The organism is Streptomyces sp. NPDC015532 (assembly GCF_043078065.1).
GTDB lineage: Bacteria > Actinomycetota > Actinomycetes > Streptomycetales > Streptomycetaceae > Streptomyces.
The window spans coordinates 236,170-254,330 of sequence record NZ_JBIBSY010000008.1 but is presented as its reverse complement, the minus strand read 5'-3'; the positions used below and the strand labels follow the sequence as shown (position 1 = coordinate 254,330).

Annotated in this window: 14 protein-coding genes; 3 read left to right on the top strand and 11 right to left on the bottom strand. The window is 72.6% G+C overall.

All coding sequences use genetic code 11. The features are described from left to right. Positions 1-2: 2 nt before the first annotated feature. The 3 genes from ACF07B_RS24640 to ACF07B_RS24630 are packed head-to-tail and all read right to left on the bottom strand — an operon-like array spanning position 3 to position 3,546. Complete coding sequence (locus ACF07B_RS24640; protein ID WP_392180524.1) at positions 3-1,505, bottom strand: pyridoxal phosphate-dependent decarboxylase family protein; 1,503 nt, start codon at positions 1,503-1,505, stop codon at positions 3-5. Next, a complete protein-coding gene (locus ACF07B_RS24635) occupies positions 1,505-2,869 on the bottom strand; it encodes an MFS transporter (RefSeq protein WP_392180523.1) in 1,365 nt (454 codons plus the stop codon). Before ACF07B_RS24635 ends, ACF07B_RS24640 begins: the two co-directional genes overlap by 1 nt. Then, positions 2,866-3,546 (bottom strand): TetR/AcrR family transcriptional regulator, encoded by a 681-nt coding sequence (locus ACF07B_RS24630; protein ID WP_392180522.1) that lies wholly within the window; start codon positions 3,544-3,546, stop codon positions 2,866-2,868. Before ACF07B_RS24630 ends, ACF07B_RS24635 begins: the two co-directional genes overlap by 4 nt. 326 nt (positions 3,547-3,872) lie before the next feature. On the opposite strand from ACF07B_RS24630, the gene ACF07B_RS24625 reads away from it, so the two are divergent. Further along, positions 3,873-4,613 carry a DUF4142 domain-containing protein gene (locus ACF07B_RS24625; RefSeq protein ID WP_369480743.1) on the top strand — a complete coding sequence of 247 codons (741 nt, stop codon included), beginning with the start codon at positions 3,873-3,875 and terminating at the stop codon, positions 4,611-4,613. A gap of 92 nt (positions 4,614-4,705) precedes the next feature. Here ACF07B_RS24625 and ACF07B_RS24620 read toward each other — a convergent pair whose 3' ends face one another. Genes ACF07B_RS24620 through ACF07B_RS24590 form a run of 7 tightly spaced genes read right to left on the bottom strand, consistent with a single transcriptional unit; the run spans position 4,706 to position 13,995 of the window. Next, a complete protein-coding gene (locus ACF07B_RS24620; protein WP_392180521.1) occupies positions 4,706-5,359 on the bottom strand; it encodes a nitroreductase family protein in 654 nt (217 codons plus the stop codon). After that, positions 5,356-6,279, bottom strand: a complete 924-nt coding sequence (locus ACF07B_RS24615; RefSeq protein WP_392180520.1) for a hypothetical protein — start codon at positions 6,277-6,279, stop codon at positions 5,356-5,358. The genes ACF07B_RS24620 and ACF07B_RS24615 overlap by 4 nt, the downstream gene beginning before the upstream one ends. Before the next feature lie 47 nt (positions 6,280-6,326). Continuing rightward, the gene (locus ACF07B_RS24610; RefSeq protein WP_392180519.1) at positions 6,327-7,307 is read right to left on the bottom strand and encodes a ScbA/BarX family gamma-butyrolactone biosynthesis protein; all 981 of its coding nucleotides are present in this window, start codon (positions 7,305-7,307) and stop codon (positions 6,327-6,329) included. Between the two features lie 10 nt (positions 7,308-7,317). Then, entirely contained in the window at positions 7,318-8,262 is a 945-nt protein-coding gene (locus tag ACF07B_RS24605) for a nucleoside-diphosphate kinase (RefSeq protein ID WP_392180518.1), read from the bottom strand. Beyond that, positions 8,259-9,530 (bottom strand): SDR family oxidoreductase, encoded by a 1,272-nt coding sequence (locus ACF07B_RS24600; RefSeq protein WP_392180517.1) that lies wholly within the window; start codon positions 9,528-9,530, stop codon positions 8,259-8,261. Before ACF07B_RS24600 ends, ACF07B_RS24605 begins: the two co-directional genes overlap by 4 nt. Before the next feature lie 53 nt (positions 9,531-9,583). Continuing rightward, the gene (locus tag ACF07B_RS24595) at positions 9,584-11,236 is read right to left on the bottom strand and encodes a hypothetical protein (protein ID WP_392180516.1); all 1,653 of its coding nucleotides are present in this window, start codon (positions 11,234-11,236) and stop codon (positions 9,584-9,586) included. Then, complete coding sequence (locus tag ACF07B_RS24590) at positions 11,233-13,995, bottom strand: phosphoenolpyruvate synthase (RefSeq protein WP_392180515.1); 2,763 nt, start codon at positions 13,993-13,995, stop codon at positions 11,233-11,235. Before ACF07B_RS24590 ends, ACF07B_RS24595 begins: the two co-directional genes overlap by 4 nt. Positions 13,996-14,490: 495 nt before the next feature. Here ACF07B_RS24590 and ACF07B_RS24585 point away from each other — a divergent pair, with 495 nt between their 5' ends. After that, the gene (locus ACF07B_RS24585; RefSeq protein ID WP_392180514.1) at positions 14,491-16,383 is read left to right on the top strand and encodes an arabinofuranosidase catalytic domain-containing protein; all 1,893 of its coding nucleotides are present in this window, start codon (positions 14,491-14,493) and stop codon (positions 16,381-16,383) included. A 170-nt stretch (positions 16,384-16,553) separates the two neighbouring features. Then, positions 16,554-17,411 (top strand): ribonuclease BN, encoded by an 858-nt coding sequence (locus ACF07B_RS24580; protein ID WP_392180513.1) that lies wholly within the window; start codon positions 16,554-16,556, stop codon positions 17,409-17,411. 33 nt (positions 17,412-17,444) lie between these two features. On the opposite strand, the gene ACF07B_RS24575 is transcribed toward ACF07B_RS24580, so the two are convergent. Next, positions 17,445-18,011, bottom strand: a complete 567-nt coding sequence (locus ACF07B_RS24575; protein WP_392180512.1) for a hypothetical protein — start codon at positions 18,009-18,011, stop codon at positions 17,445-17,447. Between the last annotated feature and the right edge of the window lie 150 nt (positions 18,012-18,161).

The following is an 18,161-nucleotide window of genomic DNA, read 5'->3' as shown; positions in this document are numbered from 1 at the left end:
GCTCAGCCGCCCAGGTAAGGGCTGTAGAGCGCGGACAGGAAGCGGGTGACGATGACCTCGCGGGTCGTCGCCGGGAGGGCGTCCAGGAGGCGGTTGACCGGAGCCATCCGGGCCGCGTCGTCGCCGCTCAGATCGACGCCCGCGGCCGGGAGGAGAGCCGCGAAGGAGGCGTTGTCGAGTTCGGTCAGGTCCACCTGCCCGAGCAGGTCGACGATGTCCGCGGGCGGCGTCGGGGGCCCGAGCGGACGGACCACGTCGACGCATTCGCGCAGGACGGCGAGCAGCTCTTCCACGCCCCGCTCGCTGACCCCGGTGAGGGTCAGGTGCAGGTTGGCCGGCAGTCCGTCCAGGCTGAGCTGCGGCTGGAGGAAGAAGCCCCGGGCGCGGGTCTCGTCGGCGAGGGCGAAGAGGTCGAGCGGGGTCTCGGCCGCCGGATCGGTGCCGATGGCGACCAGGGTGGCCTCGGGGGTGCCGAGGACGGTCAGGCCGTCGATCTCCTGGACGCCGCTGATCAGTGACCGGGTCGCGGACAGGGCGGCGCGGCCCAGTTCGCGGTAGCCGTCGGCGCCGAGGGCCTGGAGGGTGGCCCACGCCCCGGCGAGCGGCCCTGCCCCCTTGCTGCTCTGGATGGTGGAGTTGACGACGCTGTAGCCGGGCCAGGTGGCGCAGGCGTAGTAGGCGTTGAGACGCAGGGCCTCGTCGCGGAACAGCAGGACGGAGGCGCCCTTGGGGGCGTAGCCGAACTTGTGCAGGTCGCAGGAGAGGGAGGTGACGCCGGGGACGGAGAGGTCGAAGGCCGGGACGGGCGCACCGGCCTCGGCGAGCCAGGGCAGCAGCCAGCCCCCGACGCACGCGTCGACGTGGCAGGGGATGCCGCGGCCGGCGGCGTCGGCGGCTATCTCGGCGACGGGGTCGATGACGCCGTGGGCGTAGGAGGGGGCGGAGGCGACGACGAGGACCGTGTTCTCGTTGCAGAGCGCTGCCATGGCGGCCGGGTCGGCCCGGTAGGTCACGGGGTCGACGGGTGCGCTGCGCACGGTGACCCGCAGATAGCTGCCGGCCTTGTGGAAGGCGGCGTGGGCGGTCACGGGGACGACGATCTCCGGGGCGAGGACGTCCGGGCGGGCGTCCCGCGCGGCCTTCACGGCGAGGATGATCGACTCGGTTCCGCCGCTGGTGAAGATGCCGGGGGTGGTGTCGTCGCCGCCGAGGCGGGTGGCGGTCGCGCCGACGACCTGGCGTTCCAGGGCGACGATGCTGGGGAACGCGGTCGGGTCGAGACCGTTGACCTCCATCATCGTCAGGTAGGCCTGTTCGGCGGCCTCGCGTACTTCGGGACGGCCGCTGTCGTAGACGTAGGCGGTGGTGCTGCCGCCCCGGGTGGGCAGGTCGGCGGCGGTGAGGACGGCGAGTTCGGCGAGGAGGTCGGAGCCGGCGCGGCCGGTCTCGGGCAGGCCCGGGTGGGCGGCCGGAGCGTCGGCGGTGGTCTGCTGGGGGGTCGTCATCAGGTGGTTTCCGTTTCTCGCACGGCGCGGCGTCGGCCGTAGGCGCGCAGGGCGGGCAGGGAGAGCAGCATGAGCAGGGCGGGGACGAGGCTGAAGCCCAGGAGGATCCCTGTTCGCGCGGTGGCGGTCTGGGCGACCGGGTGGTCCAGGGTCGAGGAGACGAAGCCGGTGGCGGCCAGGGCGATCGAGTAGGCGCCGGGTCCGGCCGCGAGGCCGACGGTCTCCCCCGCCGTCCACAGTCCGGTGAACGCGCCGGACTGGATCTGCCCGGTCCTGGCGGTGTCGGCGTGCACCGTGTCGGGCAGCAGGGCGAGCGGCAGGACCTGGAGGGCCGCGTAACAGACCCCGAGCAGTCCGCAGAGCGCGAGCGTCGCGGCGACCGCCACGGTGCCGCTGCCGCTGCCGGCCGCCGGAAGCAGGGCCGCGGCGCCGAGGGCGTAGCCGCAGGTGGCGACGGTGAGGCAGCGCAGCCGTCCCCACCGTCCTGCGGCCTTGGCCCAGAGCGGGACGGCGACGGCGCTGGGTGCGACCAGACAGACGAACAGCATCGAGGTCAGGCCGTAACCGCCGAGGCGGTAGGTGGCGACGTACGGTGCGGCGGCGAGCATGATCGCGACGGCGGCGGCCTGGAGCACGAAGGAGAGCAGCAGCGCGAAGAAGGCGCGGTTGCCGCGTGCGGTGCGGAAGGCGGCGACCAGTCCGAGGGGTTCGGGGCCGGGCCGTGAGCGCACCCAGCGGGTGCCGAGCGCGGGCACCAGCAGGACCGCCGCGATGACGAGGCCCACGGTCAGCCCCATCGTCGCGTATCCCTTGCGGCCTCCGCCCGCGGTGTCGACCAGGAGGGGTGCCGCGCCGCCCGCGACGAGGATGCCCAGGGTCAGGAAGACGATCCGCCAGACCATGATCCGGGTGCGGACGGAGGGCACGGGGGACATCTCGGCGGGCAGGGCGACGTAGGGCACCTGGAACAGGGAGAAGGCGCTCGCGGCCAGGACGAAGGTGACCGCCACCCACACCGCCGCGCCCGTGCCGGTCATCGGTGACAGGAACATCGCCGCGAACGCGGCGGGCAGCGCGAGCGCGCCGGCGACGAGCAGCCGGGTCCGTCGGCCGGTGCGGACGGCCTCACGGTCGCTCGCCGCCCCGACCAGCGGGTTGAACACGGCGTCCCAGGCCTTGGGCAGGGTGACGACGAGTCCGGCGATGCCGGCGGGGACGCCCAGCGCGTCGGTCATGAAGTAGAGGAGCAGCAGACCGGGAACGGTGGAGAAGACGCCGGTGCCGACCGAGCCGAGTCCGTAGACGAACAGGCGGCGCCGGGTGAGGGCGCCGACGGCGGCCGGGGGTACGAGGGCGGTCGTCATCCGCGCTCCCGGTCGCGCGGCTGCGGGGCGGCGAGCCCCAGGTCGCGCAGGACGAGGGCGCGCAGGTGGGCGCGGAAGCGCGGGACCTCGGAGCGGATGCCCGAGCGGCAGAAGCCGTGGGTGCTCCACAGCACCGTCCAGACGGTCATCTCGACGTCCGCGGGCTCGGCGGGCTCGGCGGGCTCGGTCGATCCGGGCTTCGGTGCGGACGGGACGACCTCGCGCACGGTGTCGCGGACCGCGTCGATGAGCGGTCGCGCGTAGGCGGCCTCCAGATCCGCGAACTCGGCGGCGTCCGAGAGCCAGCGGCGCATCCACAGGGCCGGGATGTGCGGCTGGTCGAGACAGAAGTCGAGGTAGCGGTCGACCAGGCCGGTGACGGCCGCGGCCGGATCGGTGGGCGCGAGCTCCCGGAACGCGGCCAGCGCGTCCGTGAGCACCCGCTGCTCGGCGAGGTGGGCGCGGAGCATGACCTCCCGGTAGAGGTCCGGCTTCCCGCCGACGTGGTAGGCGACGGTGGCCATGTTCAGCCCGGCCTCGGCGGCGATCCGCCGCGTGCTCGTGCCGTCGTAGCCGTGGTCGGCGAAGAGCGAGGTGGCGGCCGCGATGATGCGTTCGCGGCTGGCGTCGGCGGGCGGTGGCGCCGGGGCCGGTGAAGCGGGTGGCGAGTCGGACATGGCGGGGAGGATATGCCGTCGGGAGGCATCGATCAATCGATTGATGGAGACAATCTCCCGGACCGCGCCGGACCCGCCCGGCGGTTCGCCCGTACGGTCCCGCCTAGGACGCCTCGCCGAAGGGCCCCTGCCGGCTCCGGCCGAGCCCTCGGGCCCGGCGCCGCCGACGGCAGCGCGCCACGCCGAAACCGCGCCGAACCGTCAACCTGTGCATCGACTGTGACGCACAACACAGGGAAGCGGCCAGAATTTACCCGGCAAGATGATCAATGGGGCCGTGGCATCCGTACCCCCTGTGACATCTGATCGATACGTCAGGAGGCATCATGCCCGTCTCACGCAACTTGGCAGGAACGGTCTTCGTGGGCGGCGCGGTGACTCTGACTCTCGCCGCTCTGGCATACCCGACCATGCTCGGCTTCCAGACCACGTCCAGCGCCCAGACCCGCGTCATAGCGGACACGCAGTGGGGCCCGCTCACCGAGGGCGACCGCGACTTCGTCGTCAAGGTCCGCGCGGCCGGGCTGTGGGAGTACCCCTTGGGCGAGATCGCGCTCAAGAAGGGGTCGACCGCGTCGATGCGGGAGGCCGGCAAGCACCTGATCGTGGGTCACGCCCGCCTCGACGAGCTGGACCGCAAGGTCGCCATCCAGCTCAACATCACGCTGCCCAACCAGGCCTCTCCGCAGCAGCAGCAGTTCGTGGCGACCTCCGCGGCCCTGAGCGGCAAGGAGTTCGACAGGACCACCGCCAACATCCTGCGCGTCACGCACGGTTCGATCTTCTCGGTGATCGCCAAGGTCCGCGCCAACACCAACAACTCCCTCGTACGCGAGCTCGCGGACCTCGCCAACGACACGGTCCTCGACCACATCACCATGATGGAGAAGACCGGCACCATCGACTTCGCCCAGGTCCTCGCCCAGCAGAGCGCCCCGCCCACGCTCCCCAAGGACCAGCTCACACCGCCCGCGCCGCAGCCCGGTTCCCCGACCGTCGTCCTCACCGCGCGCCCCGACCTCAACGTGAACACCAACAGCCCCACGCCCAGCCCGACGGTCGGCTGACCCGCGGGATGGCGGCCCCGCGTGCGGGGCCGCCATCCCTGGTCCGTCGAGCCGTGCGAGGGGCCGAACGGGGTTCGTTCCCGGGCCCGGGTTCAGGCCGGCCGGGGGCCCTGCCAGCCATCGTGATGCAGGACCTGGTCCAGGGGCAGCCTCGGGCCCGGGCCGAAGGTGTCACGCAGCGGGTGGGCCGTGGGCAGCAGAGCGCCCTGGCGGACCGTGGGCGGCAGACCCAGCAGATCGGCGACCTCCCGTTCACGGTCCAGGTGGACCGCCGTCCAGGCGGTGACCAGGCCGCGGCTGCGGGCGGCCAGCGCGTAGCTCCAGGCGGCCGGCAGCAGCGACGCCCACAGTCCGGCCTGGTTGCCGGTCGGCAGCCGTCCGCCGGGCACTTCGAGACACGGGATGACCAGGACCGGTACACGGTGCAGCCGGTCGGCCAGCGCCCGGGCCGAGACGAGGACCGAACGCATGCCCTCGGGCAGGTCCGCCGGCTGGTCGAGACCGGCGGAGTTGCGTTCGTAGAACGCGGCCCGGTACACCTCGGCGACATCCGCTCGGACGCGCGGGTCGGTGACCACGATCCAGCGCCAGTTCTGCCGGTTGTTGCCGCTCGGTGCCTGGAGCGCGATGCGCAGACAGTCCTCGACCAGGGCCGGGTCCACCGCCCGGTCAAGGTCGAGGCCGTACCGCACCGACCGCGTGGTGGTCAGCAACTCCTCGCAGGACAGGGGAAGTTCGGCGGTCACGGCAGCAGCACCGCCCCGACGGCCAGCGCGAGGTAGGTGGCCACGACGAAAGCGATCGCGGCGGGCACCGGCCACCCGCCGTGCCTGGCGGCCAGGAACCGCCGGGTCCCATGGGCGGGAAGGACGGCCGCCAGGCAGGGCAGCAGCGCGAGCGGACCGTGCGGGGCGAACAGCAGGACCTCGCAGCCGACGGCGCCGGCCGCGAAGCCGGCGGTCACCGCGGCGGCGCGCCTCGGGCCGAGCACGGCCGAGTACAGCCGGGCGCCCGGTGGCGCCTCCCAGGCCGTCTTGCGGGCGAACTCGAAATGCAGGAAGACACAGGCGCACAGGGCGAGCAGCGCGACGCCGCGCCAGTCGGCGGTGACGGTTCCCGCGGCGACGAGTGATCCGTAGACATAGCCGCTGAGCAGCAGCTGGACCGGGTAGGTGAACGCCAGGCCGAGCAGGGGCCGGTCGGCGACGGCGGGAGAGAGCCGTTCCAGCGGGGCGAGGAACAGCCCGTATCCGAGGGCCGCGAGAATCAGCAGGGCGTCGGCCGCCGAGCGGCCCGCGTTCAGACCGGTCACCACCACGGTGATCACCGCCATCGCGCCGCGCAGTTCGGCCGCGGTGATCGCGCCGGTGACGAGCGGCCGGTCCGGGTGGTGGACACGGTCGTGGGCGAGGTCCTTCTGTTCGTCCAGCATCCGCAGGAACAACAGGGCCAGTACGACGCTGACGACCCGGATCGCGGTGGCGCCGGAGGGACGCCAGGACGTGCCGTCCGCGGACGCCGCCGTGCCCTCCAGGGCGAGGACCCACAGCAGTCCGTAGGTGACGTAGATCTGCGGCCGGAACATGCGCAGCACGAAACGGCCCAGTCGGGCGGGCACCTGCCGGCCGGGGCGGGCGGACAGGTGCGAGGCGGCGGCGGTGGGCACTGCGGGAGCCTTCCGGTGGGATGCGTCTCGGTTCGGTGCGGTCGAACTCATGCGGCCTTGTGGGTGGTCGGGGCCGTGAGGGAACGCGCCGGTCGGGTGTCCGGGTCGGCGAGCCGGATGCGGGCCTCGGCGGCCAGGGCGCCGGGCTGGCGCAGGGTGCACTCGATGTCGGCGCCCGGGCGGGCCGGAGCGGTCCGGCACTCCAGCGGCAGATCCATCTCGGCGAACCGGCGGAACCGTGCGCTCAGGGCGACCGGCAGCGGGCTGGGTGTGCGGACGGTTCCGGCGGACACGCAGGCGCGCAGGGCGAGTTGGCGGAAGGCCTCCAGCTCCAGCATGCCGGGCACGTGGTCCACCCAGTGGTCGTAGAGGGTGGGGTGGGTGGTCTCGGGCACCAGGTCCGCCGTGTGGGTGCCGTCGTCCGCGGTGCGCGGCGGGGAGATGACCGTGTTGGCGGGGGTGCGCCGGCCGACGAGCGCGGGCTCGACGCGGGCTCCGCGCAGGGCGACGGGCACGGCGGGCAGGCCGAGCGCGCCGCGTTGTCCGGCCCTCAGAGCCGTCCAGTCCTCGGGCGGCATCCAGGAGTAGTCGATGCGGGCCAGCAGGGCCTCGCGGCCGTCGATGGAGAGCGTGAACCGGAGGCGCAGCCCCCGTACTTCCGCCCGGGTCCGGAACCGCCTCTCGATCCGGGTGACGACGACCGCCTCGGTGGGCCGGTCCTCCCGGGTGAGTGCGGCCGGGTCCGGCACCTCGAACTCGACCGTCCGGAGCAGGAACTTGTGCCCCGGCCGGACGCCGAGATAGCGGTGGGCCACGACGAAGATGCCCTGTCTGCACGCCTCGAGGAGCAGCAGGGGGTCGAGGAGGTCGCCGGGGCCGAGGGTGTCGTCGTAGAAGGCGTGACGGCGGGGGAAGCGTGCGGCCAGCAGCATCTCGTCCTCGCCGTGACGCTCGGCGTCGGTCAGGAAGACCTCCGCGGCCGCGGAGCGGTGGACCAGTTGTTCGGGAAGTGTCCGGGTGAACTGCACGGGCCGCTCCTCAGTTCGCGGTGGCGCGGACGGTGTCGAGGTGAAGGCGCCAGGTGCCGGCGTCGGCTCCGTCCAGAACGGGCGTCCGGCCCGGCTGCCGCATGGGAAGCACCTTCGAGCCGACGATGACGGTGTCCCACGGGTCGACGTCGATTCCCCGCCGCCAGGCGGTCTCCAGCAGCGTGCGCGGGGTGGCGGACGGGTCGGCGCCCGGGTGCCGGGACACGGTGTCGCGCAGCCGGGCGACGGCGGGATCGAAGGCGAGGTCCCGGGATGCGGTGGCGTCGTACAGCCGGCCGGTCAGTTCCCGGGCGTGGCCGGTGCGGTCCTCGTCGGCGAGGGCGGAGCGGAACAGGCGGTCGCGTTCGCTGTCGTCGAAGTGGACGGCCAGCTCGCGCAGGACGTCGGCGGGTTCGTCGGGGGTGTGGACGAGGTTCAGCAAGTAGCTGTAGCGGCCCAGGAGATGACGTAGCTGGCCGGGCCGGCGGGCGTCCGGGTCCGTGGGTCCCTTGAGCCGGGTGAGCTCGACCGAGGCGGGCACGTCCAGGTCGTGGCGGGGGCGGACGAGGAGCACGAGGGCGTCGGCGTCCTCCAGGAAGAGCGCGGCCAGCCGCCTGCGGTACGGGGTGGCGAGGTTCCACTGGAAGTACCACAGGGAGCGGATCATGGTGCGGGTCAGCCGGGTGACGGCCGCGCCGACGATCCTGAAGCCCTGCCCGTCCAGCCAGTCCACGGCCACGTCCAGCCTGCGGGCCACGACGGCGTCGGGCTTGAGGAGCAGCAGTGCGTGCCGGTGGGCGAATCCGGTGATGTCGCCGGTGAGGGCGGCGAGTTGGTCGTGGCTCTCCTGGTAGTAGGTGTCCGCGCCGTACAGGCGTTGCTTGTCGGGGTGGCAGGTCAGCAGCGGTGAGACGGGTATGCCGTAGGTGGGTTCGGCGTGGTGGGCGGGGGTCATGGGTGGGTGCTCCCGTCGGGTCGGGCGGCGGCCGGCTCCTTGCGCGGGGGCGGGCCGAGATAGCCGGTCGCGAGGCAGTGGTCGAGGAGGCGGCGGAGGTAGGCCTGTGCGCCCGTCGCGGGCGGGCGGTGGCCGAAGGCCTCGGCGTGGGTGGCGTCGAAGCGGACGCGGCGCCGGAAGTAGGGGGCGTACAGGGACACGACACGGTCGTAGTAGGGGCGTTCGCGGCCAGGCAGGGAGGCGGCGGAGAACGCGGACGGGGGGACGAAGCGCGGCACGTGCAGGGACGGGTACTCGGCGAGGACGTCGGACATGTCCCGCAGGGTCAGCTCGTGGCCGACGGCGTGCAGGGTGCGGCCCTCCACGTCCGGGAACCGGGTGGCGGCCTCGGTCACCAGGTCGGCGACGCGGTCGACGGGGACCAGGTCGAGGACGGCGTCCTGGTGTCCGGGCACGGTGCGGACCAGGCCCCTGGTCAGGACGCGGAGCACGGGATAGATGGTCTTGAGGTCGCGGACCCGGCCGGTGCGGGTGGCGCCGGTGACGATGCTCGGGCGGACCACGGTGACGGGCAGACCGTCCGCCGTGGCCTTGCGGACCAGGGTCTCGGCGGCCAGCTTGCTCTTCTCGTAGTCGTTGCCGGGGCGCTGACCGAGGTCGAGTTCGTCCTCGTACGCGGTGCCGTCGCGTTCGCCGCACACGTAGGCGGTGCTGACGTGTACCAGGGGGACACGGCCCGCCAGGGCGATGCCCAGGACGTGCCGGGTGCCCTCGACGTTGACGCGCTCGTACCGTCCCGGTGGCAGTCCGAAGTCGGTGACGGCGGCGCAGTGCACGATCCGGTCGGCGGTGGCGGCGAGCCGCCGGTCGTCGCCACTCAGCCCGAGGCCCGGGCGGGTGATGTCACCGGTCATCCGGGTGAGGGTGCCCGGACCGGCGGTGAGTCTTCTGCCGTTGTTGCGGACGAGGTCGCCGTTGCGGTGCAGCACGGCCAGCACGGTGTGACCGGCGGCGGTGAGCCGGGCGGTCACCTCGGCGCCCACGAAGCCGCTGGCGCCGGTCACCAGCACCGTCATCGGGCCGGACGCCGTCGGAGCGGCCGCTGTCGGAGCGGCCGCTGTCGGGCCGGACTCCGTCGGATCGGCCGCCGTCGAGTCGGCCGCCGTCGGCTGAGACCTCATCGGATCCGAGGTCGACGGACGGGTGGTCATGGGATCGGAAGCCGACGGACGGGTGGTCGTCGGATCGGAGTTCATCGGATCGGACATCGGTGGATCCTCCGTGCGGAACGTCGGGTGGGATGCTCGGGAGCCCGGCGCCGTCACCGGGCCTGATGGGGCTGGGCCCCGTTGCCGGCCAGCAGGTCGCGGGCCTCTTCGATGGGCAGCTCCGCGCCGAGATGGGCGCCCATGCGCAGCCAGTCGTGGCCGAGTTGCAGCGTCGCCCGCCAGGTGTGGGCGGAGTCGAACGAGAGCGGGAAGGCGTCGGCGCCCACGGCACCGCGTACCAGGCCGATGAAGCGGCGCAGCTCGGCACGGAGGGCCTCGCCGTCCTCCGCCGAGGCGACGCCCCGCCCCAGCAGTTCCGTGGCGTGCTCGCCGATCGGCCGGGTGGCGGCGGGAAGCAGGTCCATACGCCGGACGAGATCGGCGTCCGCGGGCAGGGGATTGACCCCGTGGGCGCTGAACAACGCGCGCAGCGCGGCGTGCACGGCGCGGCGCGCGGTCAGCTCGGCCACCCGGTGCTGGCCGCGTTTCAGGGCCCCGGTCAGGTCCTCGACGGCGTTCTCGACCACGACGTTGGACCACACCAGGGCCATGGCGGCGGCGGCGAACCGGTCGGCGGGCAGGGGCATCAGGTCGACCGAGCGGGGGCCGCCGACGGCCGCGCCGCGCACCGACAGCAGCGGCTGCGTGGTGGAGGGCGGCGGGGTCACGGGGCCGGGCGGAGCGGCGAGGGGAAGCGCGGGGGTGACGGCGCCGCCGCCCTTCCAGGCCAGGCGGATCAGTCCGTAGCGCAGGAAGACGGCCAGCAGTGCTCCGGGGTCGGTGACTCCGGTACCGGCGGCCTCGGCCAGCACGCGGGGCAGCGGCCTGCCCAGGACGAGGGAACGCCAGACGGCTCCGGCGTGGGCGCCGAGGGCGAACATGTCACGCCGGCCGCGGACGACGTGGATCCGCTCACCGGTCTGCCAGGTGGTCACGCGGGCCACGCGTTCGACGGTGAGCCGCTCGGGCCTGCGGGGCACCTTCGTGAGTCCGAGGTGTTCGGCGAAGTCGAGGCAGTCGGTCAGATGGGCCTCGGCGGCATCGGCGTCGCCGGGCCGGACCGTGGCCGATTCGAGCTCCCAGTAGCGGTCGCGTACGTCCGTTCGTCCCGCCCGGTCCAGTTGCATGGACAGCCACTTGGGTTCGAGATAGGTCTCGCCCAGGCCGGCCGCCCAGGACTTGACGCTCTGCACGAGCGCGGCGCGCGTCCAGTCGACCGCCTCTTCGCTCTCGCCGAGGCATTGGAGAGCCATCGCGTGCCGCAGGGACTGCCGGGCCCGGTGCGCCCACCAGTCGGCGGTGATCCGGCGGAGGCGCTCCACGGGCAGCAGCGCCTTCACCTCCTCGATGAGGCCGTGCCCGCGCAGCGGATGGCTGTGCAGTACCCGCTGGCAGCGGTTGAGGAGATCCTCGGAGAGACCGCCCGGCCGTCCCGCTCCTTGCTCCAGCGCCGTGAACTGGTCGGCGAGAAGGCGCACCGACCGGGTGCGGATCTCCACCCGCCTGCCGTCCACGAACAGCACGGACGGCATGGTCGGCAGTTCGTCGTCCGTGCGGCTCACGAGCAGGAAGTCGATGTCGGAGGAGGGGTTGCCGAACCCTTCCGCTATGGAGCCCTCCAGGGTCACGGCCCACTCGGTGTCAGGGGGGAGTTCGGCGAGCGACTTGTCGAGCAGGTCCTGCAGCCGTTCCTCGGTGAGGATCACTGGCGCGTCTCCGTTCGGGGGCTGTCCGGGGCGGCCGGGCCGTCGTGGGGCGGGTCGGCAAGTACGGTGACCGTCCCCGCGGCGCCGTCGACCCGCAGCCGGGTGCCGGAGCGGATCTCGGTGGTGGCGCCCTTGACCTGGACCACGGTCGGAATGCCCAACTCCCTTGCGACGACGGCCACATGGGTCAGCGGGCTGCCCCGTTCGATGACGAGGGCCGCGGCCGAGGAGAGCGCGGTCACCCATCCCGGGTCGGTGCGGTAGGCGAGCAGGATGCCGCCGCCGATGTCGCGCGGAGTGTCGGTGACCACGGCCGGCCCCTCCACGACGCCGGGGCAGCAGGGGACGCCGCTCAGTTCGCGGGCGCCGCTGCGGGCGGCGGGGCCGCTGCTCCAGCCGGCCCGTTCGAGGTTGCCCGACCAGTACGGCGCGCCGCGGGTGGTGAAGCGCGACGGTGCGTTCAGTTCGGCGTCGGCGGCCTGTCGCCGGCGGCGCAGCACGACCAGGTCGCGCAGTTCGGTGTGGGCGATCGTGCCTTCGTAGGCGCCCCGGATCTCCTCCAGGCGCAGCAGGAAGACGTCGTCCCAGGCGTCGATGGCGCCGGCTCGCGCCAGATCGCGGCCCAGGGCGCGCAGCATGCGCTTGGCCGCTCCGAAGGCGCGGGTGCGGCAGAACCTGAGCCGTTCCCGGTCGGCGAGGGCGGCGCGGGCCTTGCCGCGCACGCGTTCGTACACCAGGCGCCGTGGACGGCTCAGGTGTTCGTCGAGGTAGGCGTCGGCCTCGCCGCAGCGGTCCGGCGTGCCGCCGCCGCCGGTGTCCGGCAGGGCTTCGCGCAGCAGGGTGAAGATTCCCGCGGGGTTCTCGTGCAGGTCGGGGACCTCCAGCTTGAGTTCGTCGGGGCTGCGGTAGCCGTAGTCGGCGATGTACGCGTCGAGGGCCCGCAGGAAGGGGGTGTGACCGGCGTCGAGCAGCGCTTGCCGGGCCTCGGCGTGGGGGGTTCGTTCCAGCAGGGCCAGGATCTCGGCGTCGGCACGCGCCTGCGCGGCCAGTTCACGCAGTGCCCATACGGGTTCCGCGGACTCGACCGCGCCGCCCGGGGCGGCCGCGGCCCAGGTGAACCATTCGGGCGCGTCCGGCAGCCATCTGCGGGTGAGCAGGGCCAGGAGTCCCACGGAGAGCAGGATCGTGGCGTCGAGGGTCTGCATCGGGCCCCATTTTTCGATGAGTTCCCGCTGGAGCCGCCGGAAACGGCGGTAGGTCTCGTCTCCCGGCAGTGCGTCGTAGTCGACATTGTTGAATACCGTGTAAGCGCGATAGAAATCTCGATGAAACCTGTCGACGGACTTTCGGATGGTGAGGAATCTTCCGGCGAAGATGACCGTACGTGTCAGACGAGAGACCTGGCCGCGCAGCCCGGGCCGGGGCGTGAACGGGTGGAGCGTGTCCGCGAGTTCGTCGGAAATGCTCTCGGCGACACCCAGGGATTTCTCCAGGACGCGCCGGTTGAGTGGATACAGCGGGGCGAGACGCACCATGCGGTACCAATGGAAAAGGTTGTAGTAGACCCTTCCGTGGACATAGCCGAGGAGGTACGGGGTCCACTCCCGCACCTCGCGCAGCCGGGCCCCGCGGACGCCCAGGGCGCGGGCGTAACCGTCGTATACCTTCGCGTAGGTGTCGGCGGCGAAGCTGAAGGTGAGCGGGGACACGACACCGCTGAAGCTCTCGATGATGTTGGAGTTGTCCCAGAGCCGCAGGTCCTGCCCGGGCTCCGGCGTGGGGTCGGCCGCCGGGGCGAGGGTCGTGACGGGCCGGCTCTGCAGGATCCACAGGGCGTCCTCGTCGATGGCCCACTCGATGTCCTGGGGGGCGCCGTACCGGGCCGTGACGCGGGTCCCGGCCGCGTGCAGCCGGGCCAGCTGGGCAGTTGTCAGCACCGGTTGGGCGCGGTCCTCGTCGGCGACGGGTGACACCTGGCAGCCCGGTCCCGATCCGGCGTCGTAGCGCTCCTGTTTGTCGCCGATCATCGTGGTCAGCGGCTCGCCGGTGGCGGCGTCCAGGACGACGGTGTCGGCGTCGACGGCGCCCGAGACCAGCCCCTCCCCCAGCCCGTGGACGGCGCTGACGACATGCCGGTCGGTACGTCCGCTCGCCGGGTCGGCGGTGAACAGCACACCACTGACGTCGGCGGCCACCATGCGCTGCACGATGACGGCGACACCGCCGGTGTCGATCGCCAGCCCGTGCCGCGCGCGGTAGCGCAGGGAGCGTTCGCAGAAGGCCGAGGCCCAGCAGCGGCGGACGTGGGCGACGACCTCGTCGAGGCCGCGGACGTTGAGGAAGGTGTCGAACTGGCCGGCGAAGGAGTGGCGTGCGCCGTCCTCCTGCGCGCCGGACGACCGGATGGCGACGGCGCCGCCGCCGGCCAGGCCGTAGGCCAGTCCGATGGCGTCGGTGAGGCGGTCGCCCAGCGGAGCGGCCTCGATCAGGCCGGCGATCTCGGCGGCGATCCGGCCCGCCTTCGGCTCCCAGTCGTCGGCCAGCAGCCGCTTCAGGTGCCCGTCGAGACCACTGTCGCGGCTGAATTCCGCGAATACGTCCTGGCCGATGATCGACCATCGCGGTACTTGAAATCCGGACGCGGTCAGGGTGTGCAGGTTCTTCCCTTTTCCACCGGCCCATTCGGTGACAAGGGATTCGTCGCTGGACTGTGTGAGAACGTGCGGGGACCGGTGTTCGGATCCCGTGGTGGGCGACAATGCGATTCCCCTCCGAGGCTGTTGCTCGACCTCGCTCGAATGTTGCACAGCAGAGCAAGTCGCAAAAACTCGGGCGGGCCGCCGTAGGCGCTTTTCGGTCGTCGTACTCCCTTCACCTTCCGGTGGCGCGCCGCTGTTCAGGGCGAACACCGGGAACGCGAAGGGAAACGGGACGATCCAGCCGAAGTGGGTCGCCCCGGCGTCGGGGACGGGCCGGCCCCCGGTGACGGTACGCGTTGGTAACACCGCGTACGTCCCCGTCGCCTCCCCCGCCCGGACGGCGCGATGGCGCCGGACCCGAGGGGAGCGCCACCCAGCCCATCGGGCTCCACAAAGCCACACGTTCGGACACCGACACAGGCCGAGCAGAAAGGAAAGCAACAAATATTGACGCAATCGACCAGCGCTTGTAACTTCCGTCTCAGTCGCCAGGCAGCCTGAACTCGGCTGATCCGAGGGCGAGTTGTAGCTCCACCCTCCACATCGGGAGCACACATGCGCAGAAGAAGATCTGCCTCCTCGCGTCCCTTCCCCTCCCTCGCGGCCGGGCCCTTACCCCGGCTGCGCCACGCCCTGCTGTCCGTCGCCGCCGTCCTCGGTCTCCTGGTGACCGTCCTGGTCGGCATGCCCGGCATCGCCCGGGCCGCGGGGTCGCAGCCCTGCGACATCTACGCCGGCGCGGGCACCCCGTGCGTCGCCGCCCACAGCACGACCCGCGCGCTGTTCTCCGCGTACAACGGCCCGCTGTATCAAGTCACCCGCGTCTCCGACGGCGCGAGCGCCGACATCGGGCTGCTGGCCGCCGGCGGCTACGCGAACGCCGCCCAGCAGGACGTCTTCTGCGCGAACACCACGTGCAGCATCGCGAAGGTGTACGACCAGACGTCCCGCCACAACGACCTGTTCCCCGGCCCCGCGGGCACGGCCGGCATGGGTGCCGACCGGGGTGCGGACGCCGCTGAACTGTCCGTCACGGCGGGCGGGCACAAGGTGTACGGAATCTGGATCTCACCCGGAGTCGGCTACCGCTCGCACGGCGCCGCGTCCGGCACCGCGGTCAACGGCCAGCCGGAGGGCGCCTACATGGTCGCCAGCGGCACCCACGTCGGCTCCGCCTGCTGCTTCGACTACGGCAACGCCGAGGCCACCCCGGCCGACACCGGCAACGGGCACATGGACGCCGTGTCCATCGCCACCACCTGTTACTTCGCTCCCTGCAGCGGATCCGGCCCCTGGATCGAGGCCGACCTGGAGAACGGCATGTTCCAGGGCGACAACGGCTCCAACACCGCGAACAAGGGCAACAACAGCACGTACGTCACGGCGGTCCTCAAGAACAACGGCCAGACCACCTACGCCCTGAAGGGAGGCAACGCGCAGTCAGGGGGCCTGACCACCTGGTGGGACGGGGCGCTGCCCACACGGGGCGGCTACCGGCCGATGCAGCAGGAGGGCGGCATCATCCTGGGCACGGGCGGCGACAACAGCAACTGGAACATGGGAACGTTCTTCGAGGGCGTCATGGTCGCGGGCTATCCGACCGACGCGGCCGAGAACGCCGTCCAGGCGAACATCGTCTCCGTGGGCTACTCGGGCCAGACCAACGTCCCGAACGGTCCGCAGGGCACCATCAGCGGTCCCGGCAACCAGTGCGCCGATGTCGCCGCGGACGACACCGGGGTGAACGGCGCCGCCGTACAGCTGTGGAACTGCCAGTCGTACGCCGAGGACCAGCACTGGACGCACAACGCCAACGGCTCGCTCGGCACGATCGGCCGCTGCCTGGACATCGTCGGCAACGGCACGGCCAACGGCACCCAGGTCGAACTCTGGGACTGCAACGGAATCGGGGGCCAGAAGTGGGTGCAGCGCGCCGACGGCTCGCTGTTCAACCCGCAGTCCGGCCGCTGCCTGGACTCCCCCAACGGTGCCACGGCCAACGGCACCCGCCTGCGCATCTGGGACTGCAACGGCTCCGCCGCCCAGAAGTTCGCGGTCAACGCGGGCGCGCCCGTCCCCGGCCCCGGCGGCACCTGTGCCGATGTGGCCGGTGACGACAACGGCTCCAACGCGACCGCCGTTCAGCTCTGGAGCTGCCAGTCGTACGCGGTCGACCAGCACTGGTTCCACAGCTCGGACGGCCGGCTGCACACGCTGGGCCGCTGCCTGGACATCATCGGCAACGGCACCGCCAACGGCACCCAGGTCGAACTCTGGGACTGCAACGCGGCCGGCGGACAGATCTGGCAGCAGCAGACCGACGGCTCGCTGCTCAACCCGCAGTCGGGCCGCTGCCTGGACTCCCCCGACGGTGCCACGGCCAACGGCACCCGCCTGCGCATCTGGGACTGCAACGGCTCCGCCGCCCAGAAGTTCACCCTGAGCTGACCCCGCGTCACCGCCCTGGGCCCGGCCGGACTCGGCGTCCGGCCGGGCCCGCCGGTCGCGGCTCACGGACGCACCGCCCACGTCCGTTCCCGCCGCATCCGGCGGGAACGGACCCCGCACCGGCAAGCCTCCCTTGACGCTGTCGGCACCGTCTGTGGTAATCGGTCTGCATGCCGAAGACTGACCCACCGGACGCCGACGACCACGACCGGCCCACCGTGCGGGCACGGCTGTCCACGGCGCTGCGCGACTCCCCGGCCGGCCGGGGATGGCGGCACGGCAAGGACATCGAACTGGGTCAGAGGTCGCTGGGCTTCGCGGCCCTCGGTTTCCTCACGCTGGTGCCCCTCCTGGTCGTCGTCTCCGCCGCCGATCCGGCACACGGGCGGGGGTTCGCACAGTGGCTGGGGGACGGCCTCGGGGTGTCCAGGGCCGCCAGGGACGAGGTCGCCCGGCTGTTCGCCGGGCCCGCGCAGGTGCGGCAGACCACGACGGCCTTCGGTCTCGCCGCGCTCGCCGTGTTCGGCCTGAGCTTCGGCGCGGCGGTGCAGACCGGCTACGAGAAGGTCTGGAACCTGTCCGCGGCCCGCTGGTACGCGAGATGGCGCCAGGTCCTCTGGCTCGCCGTGCTCATCGGCACCATCTACGTGACCGCGACGACCACGTTGTGGCGCCACTCGGCCGCCGGAACGGTGAGCGCGGCACTGAGCGCCGTCCTGTTCTTCTGGTGGTCGCAGTGGATGCTGCTCGGCGGCAGGATCGCCGGGAAGGCCCTCCTGCCCGGCGCCGTACTGACGGCACTCGGCCTGCTCGGTCTACGGATGTTCTCGCGCCTGGTCTTCTCGCCCCTGATCGCCTCCAGCACCGTCAACTACGGTCCCTTCGGCACCGTCCTGGTCGTCCAGTCCTGGCTCGTCGGTGTCGGCGTCGTCGTCTTCGGCGGCGCGCTGGTGGGGCGGCTGGCGCACGAGGAGGTCATCACCACGACGGAGACGCTTCTGCGGCGGGCCCGGCATCGCGGGCGGTGAGTCCAGGATTCCTCAACTCCTATTCCTTCCACGTCAGTTGGGTGCACCCACCGGGGCGGTGGCCTCCTGGCCCGGCGGGGAGGCCGGGGACGGCTCCCGGTCCCAGCGCAGGGCGAGGATCGTGGCCGGGACCGCGATCAGGGCACAGAGGACCACGGTCATGACCACGGCCGTCCAGGTGTCCCAGAAATGACCGGCGGAAAGGCCCGCGACCAGGGGCACGGCGATCACGCCCACAGGTGTCGCCCTGCGGAACGGGACCCGGGCGACGACGGGGCGGCCGGTGGCGAGGCAGCGGGCCCGGCGGGCGGCGCCGAACGCGGCGATGAAGGCCAGGACCGCCGCCCATGCGACGGCCAGGGCCGCCGCGGTGAAGACGGCGGGGTCCTCGTCCGGCAGTCCCGCGAGCCTCTCGCGCACCCCGCCCCGGCTGACGGAGACCACGTCGTTCCGCCACGTGGTGACGTCCACCCGCTCCCCCGGCCGGACGCGTTCGGAGAGGTCGCCGTGCGCGTCGAGGTCGATGGACCGGTCGGCGGGAGCGGGAACCGGCGGCCGCAGCCGCACGCGGAAGACCTTCGTCCTGCCGCTCTTGGCCATCTGGGCGGACAGGACCGTGCCCCGGATCGTGCGCAGGCAGCTCGTGCCGCCGTGCCCGGGGGCGGGGGGGGCCGCCGGGCCGGGCGCGGGGGGGACCCCCCCCCGGGGCGGGGGGCGGGGCGGCCCCCCCCCGGGGCGCCCGGGGCGGGG